Raw genomic sequence first — 10922 nt, 5'->3', positions numbered from 1 at the left:
CGCCCGAAGACGCGGTAGCGCGGGGGTATGGCGCAAGCAGGCCATGGATGGCCTGCGTTCGCGCGTTGGAGCCATGGATGGCGGAACCGCGCGATGCGCCATACCCCCGTGCTGCCGCGGCTCCGTCCGAAGCCCGCCACGCCAATGCTTTCAAGCAGCGCTGCGCATGCGGTGACGCAGCTGGCACGTGGCGACGCGCCAGACGTCGCCAGCGCCCCCGTTCATTCCCGGCGCCCCCCGCGCTGCCGCGGCTCCGTCCGAAGCCCGCGCATCCCGACGCCTCGCGGCTTGGTTCCTGCCTTTGTTCAGTCCCGCTGCCGCCGCCAGCCCCGCAGGCGGATGTCCAGGACGAGGTTGTAGAGGGCCACGAAGCAGGGGAACAGGTTCTGCAGCACCCCTACCGAGTCCTGCTTGGCCGAGAACAGGAAGTAGCTGAGGGTCATCAGGCTGCCCGCCACGCTCATGTACCAGAAAAGGCGCGGGATCACCGGCTTGCCCGCGCGACGGGTGGCGACGAACTGGACCAGCCAGCGCGCGCCGAACATCAGCGCGCCGGTGTAACCGATCAGCTTCCAGCCGGTGACGTGCAGGCCGCTCCAGGCCAGCCACTCCAGCTGCCGGTCGAGCAGGTGCAGTTCCATCTCAACGCTCCTCCACCGCCGTGCGGCGGCTGCGCGCGATCAGCCAGGCCACCCCGCGCAGGTCGCGGATGCCGACCAGCGCCCGGCCCAGGTTGTTGTACTTGGACACCCCGGCGGTGCGCGGCCGGTGCGCCACCGGCACGCTCACCGTCTTCCAGCCCGCGCGCTGGACCAGCGCCGGCAGGTAGCGGTGCATGTGGTCGAAATAGGGCAGATCGAGGAACACCGCGCGCTCGAACAGCTTGATCCCGCAGCCGGTGTCCGGCGTGTCGTCGCGCAGCATGCGCGCGCGGATCCGGTTGGCCCAACGGCTGGCCCAGCGCTTGGAGCCGGAATCCTTGCGGTCCACCCGCCAGCCCGCGAACAGCTTCACCTCCGCCGGCGCCGCGTCGCGCGCGGCCAGCAGCTTCGGGATGTCGGCCGGATCGTTCTGGCCGTCGCCGTCGAGGGTGGCGATCCACGCCCCGCGCGCCGCCTTGACCCCGTTGCGCACCGCCGTGCTCTGCCCGCTCTGCACCACGTGGTGCAGCACGCGCAGCTCCGGCACCGTGGGCTTGAGCGACTCCAGCACCGCCAGCGAATCGTCGCGCGAATGGTCGTCGACGTAGACGATCTCGAAGGCGATGCGTCCGCGCAGCGCGGCGACGATCTCCCCCACCAGCGGGGCGATGTTGTCGCGTTCGTTGAAGACCGGAACGACGACGGAGAGCTCGGGTGGGGTCATGGCGTCGCTTGCAGGAGAGGGTGCATGCCGGGCGCGACCGGCGCGCCGCCGCCGGTCCCGCGGGCGGGCCCGTCACGGCGCGGCATTGTCGCAAGCACCGGATGAACGTGGAATGCACACGCCCGGGACCGGGCGTGGCCGGTTGCCCGGGCTCAGGCCTGGCGGTTGCGCAGGCGCTCGAGCACGCCGTCGAGCGTGTCCAGGTCCGTGTAGTGGATCACCAGCTTGCCCTTGCCGGCGCGGCCGTGGGCGATCGCCACCTTCGCGCCGAGGGTCTCGGACAGCTCGGTTTCCAGCGCGGCGATGTCCGGCTGCTGGGTGCGGGCGGCCGACTTGCGCGCGGCCTTGCCGGTCACCGGCACCTTGCCGGCGGCGAACTGCTGGGCGCGGTGCTCGACTTCGCGCACCGACCAGCCGTTCTCGGCCGCTTCGTAGGCCAGCTTGCTGGCCAGTTCCGGCGACAGGGTCAGCAGGGCGCGGGCGTGGCCCATCTCCAGGCGGCGGGCCTCGACCAGGGCGCGGATCGCCGGCGGCAGGTCGAGCAGGCGCAGTAGGTTGGACACCGCCGCGCGCGAACGGCCGACCGCGGCGGCGGCCTCGGCGTGGGTCAGCGAGAACTCGTCGATCAGCCGCTGCAGGGCCTGGGCCTCTTCCAGCGGGTTGAGGTCCTCGCGCTGGATGTTCTCGATCAGCGCCATGGCGATGACCGTGCGGTCGTCCAGTTCGCGCAGGACCACCGGCACCTCGGCCAGGCCGGCCAGCTGCGAGGCGCGCCAGCGGCGTTCGCCGGCGACGATCTCGTACTGGTCCGGGGCCAGCTCGCGGACCACGATCGGCTGGATCACGCCCTGGGCCTTGATCGAGGCCGACAGCTCCTCGAGCTTTTCCGGGTCCATGTCGCGGCGCGGCTGGTACTTGCCCGGCTGCAGCTGGCCCACCGGCAGGGCGCGCAGGACGTCGCCCGGCTGCGGCTGTTCGATCTGTTCCGGCAGGGTAGCGGCCGGCGATGCGACGGCGGCCGCGGCGCCCTTGGGGCCGAGCAGGGCTTCCAGTCCGCGGCCCAGGCCGCGCTTCTTCGCTGCACTCATCAGAGCGCCTCCGCCGGGACGGTGGCGGTGGCGCGGGCGGCACGCTCGCGCTCGGTCTGGCGCCGGATCACCTCGCCGGCCAGGCCCAGGTAGGCCACGCCGCCGCGCGAGGCGCTGTCGTAGCCGACGATGCTCTGGCCATGGCTGGGCGCCTCGGCCAGGCGCACGTTGCGCGGCACGATGGTGCGGAACACGCGGTCGCCGAAGTGCTCGATCAGCTCGGCCGACACCGCGTTGGCCAGGTTGTTGCGGACGTCGAACATGGTGCGCAGCACGCCTTCGATCTCCAGGCCCGGGTTGAGCCGCTGGCGCAGCGCCTCGATGGTCTCCATCAGCGCGCTCAGGCCCTCCAGCGCGTAGTACTCGCACTGCATCGGCACGATCACCGAGTCGGCGGCGGTCAGCGCGTTGAGGGTCAGCAGCGACAGCGCCGGCGGGCAGTCGATGATGATGAAGTCGTATTCGCCGCGCAGCGGTTCCAGCGCGGCCTTGAGCTTCTGCTCGCGGTCGTCCAGCGCCATCAGCTGGATCTCCGCCGCGGTCAGGTCGATGTTGCCCGGCAGCAGGTCGAAGCCTTCGGCCGTGGCCACCCGGATCGAACGGGCGTCGCTCTCGCCCAGCAGCAGGTCGCAGGTGGAGGACTCCACCTCGCGCTTGTCCACGCCGCTGCCCATGGTCGCGTTGCCCTGGGCGTCGAGGTCGACCAGCAGCACGCGCTTGGGCGCGCGCGCCAGCGCGGCGGCAAGGTTGACCGCCGTGGTGGTCTTGCCTACGCCGCCCTTCTGGTTGGCGATGGCGATGATGCGGGCCATGGGTGCTCTGCCTCGGGGACGACGGACGCGCAGGGTCCGGAGCGGGCCATTATGCGGATTTCACGCCGCCCGGCCCACCTCGACCAGGTGGCGCTCCGCCTCCAGCCCCGGGACGACCAGCGGATGCACCGCCAGCGCGGCCCATCCGGCCGGCAGCGCGGCGATCTCCTCGGCCGGGTAGACGCCCTTCATCGCCAGCAGCCGGCCGTCGGGGGCCAGCAGGTGGCCGCCGACCTCGAGGATGCCGGCCAGGGTATCCAGGGCGCGGGCGGTGATCTGGGCGTAGGCGCCCGGTTCGGCCACCGCCTCGGCGCGCGATTCCGCCACGCGGGCATTGCCCAGCCTGAGCTGGCGCACTGCTTCGCGCAGGAACCGCGCCTTCTTGCCGTTGCTCTCCACCAGGGTGACCTGCAGGTCCGGACGCACGATCGCCAGCGGGATGCCGGGCAGGCCGGGGCCGGTGCCCAGGTCGGCCAGCGCGCCGGGCTGCACGAACCGGTGCATGGCCAGCGAGTCGAGCAGGTGGCGGGTCACCATCTCGTCCGGGTCGCGGATCGCGGTGAGGTTGTAGGTGCGGTTCCAGCGCAGCAGCAGGGCGAGGTAATCCAGCAGCGGCGCGGCCAGGCCACGGTCCAGGCCCAGCACGGCCAGGCCGTCGTCCAGGCGCTGGCGCAGGGCGGGGGAGAAGGGGGTTTCCATGGGCGGATTATCGCCGATGGGGCGGCGCGCCCGCGGGCGGCCTCAGCGCGGGCGCCAGGCCAGGGCGGCCAGGTAGCCCGGCTCGGGGTTCCATTCGTGCAGGTGCCATTCCGAGGCGTGGCCCAGCTCCGGGTCGCTGGCCAGCAGGAGGAGCGGGGCGTCGGGCGCGTCGTCCTCGCTGCCGAATTCCAGCCGGTGCAGGCCGAAGGCCAGTCCGCGGCCATGCGCCTTGAGCACCGCCTCCTTCGCGCACCACAGCCGCAGGAAGGCCAGTTCGCGCCATGGCTCGTCGAACGACTGCAGGCGCCGCGCCTCGCGCTCGGTGAAGTAGCGCCGCGCCAGTTCCAGCGCACGAGGACGCGGACGCTGGCGTTCCAGGTCCACGCCCAGGGTGACGCCTTCGCCCACGGCCAGCAGCAGGCGTTCGCCGCTGTGGCTCCAGCCGGCATCGCGTTGCGCATGCGGCGCGAGCAGGCGTGGACGGCCATGCGCGTCGCGCTGCAGGGGTGGGGGCATGCCGGGCGCGCCCAGCCACTGCGCGAGCAGGTCGCGCACCTGCGGCTCGCCGCGCAGGCCCTGCACGTGCGGCAGCGCGTGCACCTGCACCGGACCGAATCGCCATTGCGCTAGCGGCGTACTCACTCGGTCATGTTCCTTTTGCTGCACCTGCGGAATAACGATATACGGCCGCTTCACGCCATGGCGCGTCTGATGGCCGCGCACACCCCGCCAGCCGGGGTGAACTTCGCGGAACCAAGGAGACGGACAGCATGGGCATCATCATCTGGTTGATCGTGGGCGGCATCGTCGGCTGGCTGGCCAGCCTCATCATGCGGCGCGACGCGCAGCAGGGCATCCTGCTCAACATCATCGTCGGCATCGTCGGCGCGGTGCTGGCAGGCTGGATCTTCGGTGGCGGCATCAACGAGGCCATCACCATCCGCACCTTCCTGTTCTCGATCGTCGGCGCGGTGATCCTGCTGGCCATCGTCAACCTGTTCACCCGCGGCCGGGTGCGCTGACTGGCGCCACGCCTGCGACGAGGCGGCGGAGGCCCGGCTTTGGCCGGGCCTTCGTCGTTGTGGGGGCGGCGGAGCCGCTCCGCAAGCTCAGCCGGCCAGTTCGATCCAGGCTGGGGCATGGTCGCTGGGGCGCTCCCAGGTGCGCGGTTCGCGGTCGATGCCGGCGGCGCCCACGCGCGGGCGCAGCGCATCGGAGACCAGGGTCAGGTCGATGCGCAGGCCGAGGTTGCGGCGGAACGCGGCCTGGCGGTAGTCCCACCAGCTGAAGATGCCGCCGTCGCCGTGCAGCACGCGGAAGCCGTCGTGCAGGCCGACGCGCAGGAGGTCCTGCAGCGCGGCGCGTTCCGGCGCCGAGGTGAGGATGTGGCTGTCGTTCCACACCGCCGGGTCGTGCACGTCGCGCTCGTCCGGGGCGATGTTGAAGTCGCCCAGCACCACCAGGTTCGGATGGGTGCAGATTTCCTGTTCCAGCCAGGCGCGTACCGCGGCCAGCCATTCGAGCTTGAACTCGTACTTGGGAGTGCCGATGTCCTGGCCGTTGACCACGTACAGGTTGACGATGCGCATGTCGCCGACGGTGGCGCTGATCGCGCGCTTCTGCTCGTGGTCGAAGCCCGGCACGCCGACGACCACGTCGCGCGGTTCCTCGCGCGAGAGGATCGCCACGCCGTTGTAGGTCTTCTGCCCGGAGAACACGCTGCGGTAGCCCATCGCCGCCAGCGCGGTGTCCGGGAACTTGTGGTCCTCCAGCTTGGTTTCCTGCAGTCCGACCACGTCCGGGTTGAAGGCGCGCAGCCACTGTTCCAGGTGCGGCATGCGCACGTTGAGGGAGTTGACGTTCCAGCTGGCGATCTTCACGGGGGACGGCGACCTGTGCGGTTGTTCGGTGGCGCCGCGGCAAGGCGGCGGCGCATGGGGCGGCCTATTTCAGCACACGGCGGCGCCCGGGGCGTCCTCAGGCGTCGGAGGCCTCGTCCAGCGCCGCCTCCGCCGCGTCCGTTTCGTCCTTGCCCTCGCGCATCAGCTTCGCCGCCATCCACGCGGCCAGCAGCATGGCCGCGGCGCCGAACACGCCGACCGCGCGCATGGCGTCGGTGAAGGCGGTGCGCGCGCTGTCGCCGAAGGCCGCGCCGGACGCGCCGCCGAGTTCGCCGGCCACGCCCATCGCCCCGCCCAGGGTGGCCAGGCTGCGCGCGCTGGCTGCCGCGTCCAGCTCCGCCGGTACCGCCGGGCCCAGCCACAGCCGGAACAGGACCATGCCGGCGCTGCCGAGGATGGCGATGCCGAGGGCGCCGCTCAGTTCCGCGCTGGTTTCCGACAGTGCCGAGGCGGCGCCGGCGCGTTCGGGCGGGGCGGTGGTGATGATCAGCTCGTTGCCGACGGTCATCACCGGCGCCAGGCCGATGCTCATCGCCAGCATCCCGCCGATCAGGATCCACAGACCGTACGGCGGCACCACCATCGCGGTGATGCCGAAGCCCAGTGCCGCCAGCAGCAGGCCGCGGACCATCACCTGCCGCGCGCCCCAGTGGCGCGCCAGGCGCGGCGCGAGCAGCGAGCCGACGGTGAAGCACACCGACCACGGGATCGTCGCCACGCCGGCCTGCAGCGGGGTCAGGCCCAGCACCAGCTGCAGGTACTGGGTCATGAAGATGTACACGCCCATCATCGACAGGCCGGTCAGCGAGTAGGCGATGATCGAGGCGGTGAACGCGCGGCGGCGGAACAGGGTCACGTCGAGGAACGGGTACGGCAGGTGCCGCTGCCGGCGCACGAACAGCACGCCCAGCACGGCGCCCGCGAGCAGCACCGCGATCCCGCGGCCATCCAAGCCGTACTCGGCGATGCGCTTGAGCCCGTAGACCAGGGCCAGCACCGCCAGCAGCGACTGCACCATGCTCGCCAGATCGAGCCTGCCGGCGTCGGGATCCCGGTACTCGGGCAGCAGCTTCGGCCCCAGCACCAGCAGCAGCACCATCACCGGCACCGCTGCCAGGAACACCGCGCCCCACCAGGACCACTGCAGCAGCACGCCACCGACCAGCGGCCCGATCGCGCCGCCCACCGAGAACGCGGCGATCCACACGCCGATCGCGAACTGCCGCTCCTGCTCGTCATGGAACATGTTGCGGATCAGCGACAGCGTCGACGGCGCCAGCGTCGCGCCGGCCACGCCGAGCAGGGCACGCATCGCGATCAGCGTTTCGGCCGTGCGCGAGAACGCCGCCACCAGCGAGGCGGCCGCGAACGCCGCCGCACCGACCAGCAGCAGCCTGCGGCGGCCGATGCGGTCGCCCAGCGTGCCCATGGTGATCAGGAAACCGGCGACCAGGAAGCCGTACACATCGACGATCCACAGCAGCTGGCTGGCGGTGGGCTGCAGCTGCGCGCTGATCGCCGGCAGCGCCAGGTTCAGCACGGTCAGGTCCATCGCGTAGACCAGGCAGGGCAGGGCGATGATCGCCAGGCCGATCCATTCGCGGCGGGTGGCCTTGGCGGGTGCGGGAGCGTTGGTCATGGGCAGCCGGAATACACGCGTCATCCGGTCAGACGGATGGGAAGCGTGATTCTCGACCGGTCCGGACTCCGATTGACATGCCCTTGCGTGACATTCCGCCGGGCACAGGCGCATCGGCTGCGCACCGGGCCCGGCGGGACCGGGTCGGCGCGTCCGCAGGGTGCACCGCAGGAAGATGCGGTGGGCGGGCTCTACTGCGCGGAGAGGCGCCGTCCGTCGCCGTACACGTGCCCGGCCTCACCCGGGTGGTAGAGCGTGCCCTCGGGCGCCTGCGGCGGCCGGTCTTCCTGCTGCCGGTCCGCGTACTTGGCCGCCATGCGGTCGGCCAGCTTCGGCAGCATACGGGCCATGAAGGAGTTCATCTTGGACATGGCGCCGACCTTGTAGTCGCGTCCACCACGCTCGGCGGCGGTGAGGATGGCCTCGGCGACCTGGAAGGGATCGATCTGCGGGTCCGGCAGCTTCGGTTCCTGCGGCAGGTAGTTGCGCGCGCGGTGCGGATACGGGGTGTTGACCGCGGTCGGCTGGATCAGGGTCACGCTGACCGGGCTGTCCTCCACTTCCTCCACCTCCACCCGGAGCGCGTCGGTGAAACCCTTGACCGCGTGCTTGCTCGCCGAATACATGCCCTGCAGGGGCACGACCGCGTCGGAGACCTCGCTGCCGACGTTGACCAGTGCGCCCTGGCTGCGGCGCAGGTGCGGCAACGCGGCGAGGCTGCCGTTGACCACGCCCCAGAAGTTGGTGTCGAACAGGCGGCGGCTGTCTTCCTCGCTGACTTCCTCGAGCCTGCCGTAGATGGCCACGCCCGCATTGTTGATCCAGGTGTCGATGCGACCGAAGCGCTCGATCGCCAGCGCTGCGGCCGCTTCCACCGCGTTGCGGTCCGCCACGTCGGCCACCACCATCGTGGCCTGGCCGCCTGCACTGTTGATCTTGTCCACCGTGTCCTGCAGCGTGCCGCTGCTGCGTGCCACCAGTACCAGGCTCGCCCCGCGCTCGGCGGCCTTGAGTGCCGTGGCCAAGCCGATGCCGCTGCTGGCGCCGGTGATGACGATGACCTGCTGGTCGAGGGGTTGGTGTTTCATGGCGCGCTCCACGGCTGGGCAGTCCACCGTAGGCGCGCGCATGTAAAGCGGGTGCGGCGCGGCGGTTAACGCCAGGCCAAGGCCAGGTGATGCCGTCGCAGCGATCTGGACCCTGCTGCGACGCCGCCGTCAGCGCACCAGCAGGTCGAGGAAGCGCTGGATGCGCCGGTAGGGCGGCCGCAGCAGGTCGCTGGCGCTGAGGCGCGGCTGCCACAGCACCGGCAGCCACTTGCCCAGTGCGTCGAAACCGGCACGGCCGTGGTAGGCGCCCATCCCGCTGGCGCCGACGCCGCCGAACGGCAGGCCTTCGGCGGCGAAGTGCAGCAACGCGTCGTTGACGGTGACGCCGCCGGCGCGGGTGGCGTGCAGGATGCGTTCGACCTCGTCGCGGTCGTGGCTGAACGGGTACAGCGCCAGCGGCCGCGGCCGCGCCTGCACCGCGGCGATCGCCTGTTCAAGAGTGTCCACGCAGCGCACCGGCAGCACCGGGCCGAAGATCTCCTCCTGCATCACCGCCAGGTCCTCGCCCGGCTCCAGCACCAGGGTCGGGGCGAACAGGCGCGTGGCCGGGTCGTGGCCTTCGGCCAGCACGATCACTTCGCAGCCGCGCTCGCGTGCCTCGTCGACATAGCCTTGCAGGCGGGCGAAGTGGCGTCCGTCGATGACCCGGGTGTAGTCCTGCGCGCCATCGCGCATGTCGCCGTAGCGCGCGGCGACCTGTTCGCGCAGCGCCTGGACGAAGGCGTCGCGGCGCTGGCGGCCGACCAGCAGCACGTAGTCCGGGGCGATGCAGGTCTGGCCACCGTTGAACCACTTGCCGCTGGCCAGGCGCGCGGCGGCGCGTTCGATGGGGTAGTCCGCGCAGACGATGGCCGGCGACTTGCCGCCCAGTTCCAGCGTCAGCGGGGTCAGGTTGGGCGCGGCGGCGGCCATCACCTTGCGGCCGACCGCGGTGGAGCCGGTGAACACCAGGTGGTCGAACGGCAGCGCGGCGAAGGCCGCGCCGACGCTGGCGTCGCCTTCGGCCACCGCCACGCGGTCGGCCGGGAATACTTCGGCCAGCAGCTCGCGCAGGAAACGCGAGGTGCGTGGCGTGAGTTCGGAAGGCTTGAGGAACACGTGGTTGCCGGCGGCGATCGCGGTGGCCAGCGGCACCAGCGCCAGGTTCACCGGGTAGTTCCACGGCGAGATCACCCCGACCACGCCCAGCGGCTGGTGGCGCAGCTGCGCGAGCGCCGGCCACAGGCGCCAGCCTACCGCCACGCGTTGCGGCTTCATCCAGCGGCGCAGGTGGCGCAGCAGGTGGTCGATCGCGGCCATCACGGTCATGCCGTCGGCCAGCAGCGATTCGTGGCGCGAGCGGTGGCCGAAGTCGGCGGCGATGGTGTCGGCCATCTCCGGCAGGCGCCGCTTGAGCGCGGCGCGCAGGCGTTGAAGGTCGTCGCGCCGCTGCGCGTAGCCCGGGATCGACGTCTGCCAGGCATGGCGCAGCGCGTCGAGCTGCGCGGCCAGGTCAAGCGCACCGGCGGGCGCTTCCCGGGCGGGCGTGTTGCCTTCCTTGCGCGCACCGCTGGCCGCGAGCGCCGCCGCGACGGCGGCGGTATTGGCGATGGTCGCGGCGATGACGGCGGGATTGGCGTTGGTCGACATGGGCGCAGTGTAGTGCCAGTCCGGCGGCGGCCTACAATGCCCGGATGAACGAGACTTCCCTGCGTCCCTACCTGGACAAGCGCCCCGTGCTGGGCGAGCGCGTGTACGTCGATCCGACCGCCACGGTCATCGGCGACGTCGAACTGGCCGAGGACGTCTCGGTGTGGCCCGGTTGCGTCCTGCGCGGCGACGTCAACTTCATCCGTGTCGGCGCGCGCACCAACATCCAGGACGGCACCATCGTCCACGTCAGCCACCACAGCCCGTTCAACAAGGCCGGCTACCCGACCCTGATCGGCGCGGACGTGACCGTCGGCCATGGCACCATCATCCACGCCTGCACCATCGAGGACCTGTGCCTGATCGGCATGGGTGCGTGCATCCTCGACGGCGCCACGGTGAAGAAGTACGGCTTCGTCGGCGCCGGCGCGGTGGTCGGCCCGGGCAAGGTGGTGGGCGAGGCGGAGCTGTGGCTGGGCAACCCGGCGCGTTTCGTGCGCAAGCTCGGCGACAGGGAAATCGAGAGCCTGCACTACTCCGCCGGCCACTACGTGCGGTTGAAGGACCGCTACCTCGGCCTGGGCGGATAGGACGCCGGTGCGGGAGCAGCGGGCCAAGGCCCGCTCTACAGGAGGCGCCGCGCTCTGTGTAGAGTCGGGCTTGCCCGACTCCCACGCCTG

The 10922-nt window shown here is 71.4% G+C and carries 12 protein-coding genes; 2 read left to right on the top strand and 10 right to left on the bottom strand.

What is annotated here, in order from left to right; translation table 11 throughout:
- Positions 1-305: 305 nt before the first annotated feature.
- The 6 genes from M503_RS0111290 to M503_RS0111265 all read right to left on the bottom strand — a co-directional run bounded on the left by M503_RS0111290 (position 306) and on the right by M503_RS0111265 (position 4606).
- The gene (locus M503_RS0111290) at positions 306-641 is read right to left on the bottom strand and encodes a lipid-A-disaccharide synthase N-terminal domain-containing protein (protein WP_028920675.1); all 336 of its coding nucleotides are present in this window, start codon (positions 639-641) and stop codon (positions 306-308) included.
- A 1-nt stretch (position 642) separates the two neighbouring features.
- Entirely contained in the window at positions 643-1365 is a 723-nt protein-coding gene (locus M503_RS0111285) for a glycosyltransferase family 2 protein (protein ID WP_028920676.1), read from the bottom strand.
- 152 nt (positions 1366-1517) lie between these two features.
- Positions 1518-2453, bottom strand: a complete 936-nt coding sequence (locus tag M503_RS0111280) for a ParB/RepB/Spo0J family partition protein (RefSeq protein ID WP_028920677.1) — start codon at positions 2451-2453, stop codon at positions 1518-1520.
- Positions 2453-3265 (bottom strand): ParA family protein, encoded by an 813-nt coding sequence (locus tag M503_RS0111275; RefSeq protein WP_028920678.1) that lies wholly within the window; start codon positions 3263-3265, stop codon positions 2453-2455. The genes M503_RS0111280 and M503_RS0111275 overlap by 1 nt, the downstream gene beginning before the upstream one ends.
- Before the next feature lie 60 nt (positions 3266-3325).
- Positions 3326-3964: a 16S rRNA (guanine(527)-N(7))-methyltransferase RsmG gene (rsmG, locus tag M503_RS0111270; RefSeq protein ID WP_037061282.1), complete on the bottom strand. Its 639-nt coding sequence runs from the start codon at positions 3962-3964 to the stop codon at positions 3326-3328.
- 42 nt (positions 3965-4006) lie between these two features.
- Entirely contained in the window at positions 4007-4606 is a 600-nt protein-coding gene (locus M503_RS0111265; protein ID WP_028920680.1) for a 4'-phosphopantetheinyl transferase family protein, read from the bottom strand.
- Positions 4607-4734: 128 nt separating this feature from the next.
- Here M503_RS0111265 and M503_RS0111260 point away from each other — a divergent pair, with 128 nt between their 5' ends.
- Positions 4735-4986: a GlsB/YeaQ/YmgE family stress response membrane protein gene (locus tag M503_RS0111260; RefSeq protein WP_024869215.1), complete on the top strand. Its 252-nt coding sequence runs from the start codon at positions 4735-4737 to the stop codon at positions 4984-4986.
- Positions 4987-5073: 87 nt separating this feature from the next.
- Here M503_RS0111260 and xth read toward each other — a convergent pair whose 3' ends face one another.
- From xth to M503_RS0111240, 4 genes are all read right to left on the bottom strand, one after another.
- Complete coding sequence (xth, locus tag M503_RS0111255; protein ID WP_028920681.1) at positions 5074-5844, bottom strand: exodeoxyribonuclease III; 771 nt, start codon at positions 5842-5844, stop codon at positions 5074-5076.
- A gap of 97 nt (positions 5845-5941) precedes the next feature.
- Positions 5942-7504 carry an MFS transporter gene (locus M503_RS0111250; RefSeq protein WP_155952051.1) on the bottom strand — a complete coding sequence of 521 codons (1563 nt, stop codon included), beginning with the start codon at positions 7502-7504 and terminating at the stop codon, positions 5942-5944.
- A 191-nt stretch (positions 7505-7695) separates the two neighbouring features.
- Positions 7696-8592, bottom strand: coding sequence for an SDR family oxidoreductase (locus tag M503_RS0111245; RefSeq protein ID WP_028920683.1), 897 nt, complete (start codon positions 8590-8592; stop codon positions 7696-7698).
- A gap of 129 nt (positions 8593-8721) precedes the next feature.
- Complete coding sequence (locus tag M503_RS0111240; protein ID WP_081721028.1) at positions 8722-10242, bottom strand: coniferyl aldehyde dehydrogenase; 1521 nt, start codon at positions 10240-10242, stop codon at positions 8722-8724.
- A gap of 44 nt (positions 10243-10286) precedes the next feature.
- On the opposite strand from M503_RS0111240, the gene M503_RS0111235 reads away from it, so the two are divergent.
- Complete coding sequence (locus M503_RS0111235; protein ID WP_028920685.1) at positions 10287-10832, top strand: gamma carbonic anhydrase family protein; 546 nt, start codon at positions 10287-10289, stop codon at positions 10830-10832.
- The last annotated feature ends 90 nt before the right edge of the window (positions 10833-10922 follow it).

Origin of the sequence: Pseudoxanthomonas suwonensis J47 (genome assembly GCF_000513955.1) — a bacterium.
Classification (GTDB): Bacteria; Pseudomonadota; Gammaproteobacteria; order Xanthomonadales; family Xanthomonadaceae; genus Pseudoxanthomonas; species Pseudoxanthomonas suwonensis_C.
Note: the sequence above shows the minus strand (reverse complement) of the source record. Positions and strands in the feature narration are given on the sequence as shown.

Coding starts and splice junctions, on each gene's coding strand:
- M503_RS0111290 (WP_028920675.1), bottom strand. CDS start 641: ATGGAACTGCACCTGCTCGACCGGCAGCTGGAGTGGCTGGCCTGGAGC.
- M503_RS0111285 (WP_028920676.1), bottom strand. CDS start 1,365: ATGACCCCACCCGAGCTCTCCGTCGTCGTTCCGGTCTTCAACGAACGC.
- M503_RS0111280 (WP_028920677.1), bottom strand. CDS start 2,453: ATGAGTGCAGCGAAGAAGCGCGGCCTGGGCCGCGGACTGGAAGCCCTG.
- M503_RS0111275 (WP_028920678.1), bottom strand. CDS start 3,265: ATGGCCCGCATCATCGCCATCGCCAACCAGAAGGGCGGCGTAGGCAAG.
- rsmG (WP_037061282.1), bottom strand. CDS start 3,964: ATGGAAACCCCCTTCTCCCCCGCCCTGCGCCAGCGCCTGGACGACGGC.
- M503_RS0111260 (WP_024869215.1), top strand. CDS start 4,735: ATGGGCATCATCATCTGGTTGATCGTGGGCGGCATCGTCGGCTGGCTG.
- M503_RS0111250 (WP_155952051.1), bottom strand. CDS start 7,504: ATGACCAACGCTCCCGCACCCGCCAAGGCCACCCGCCGCGAATGGATC.
- M503_RS0111245 (WP_028920683.1), bottom strand. CDS start 8,592: ATGAAACACCAACCCCTCGACCAGCAGGTCATCGTCATCACCGGCGCC.
- M503_RS0111240 (WP_081721028.1), bottom strand. CDS start 10,242: ATGTCGACCAACGCCAATCCCGCCGTCATCGCCGCGACCATCGCCAAT.
- M503_RS0111235 (WP_028920685.1), top strand. CDS start 10,287: ATGAACGAGACTTCCCTGCGTCCCTACCTGGACAAGCGCCCCGTGCTG.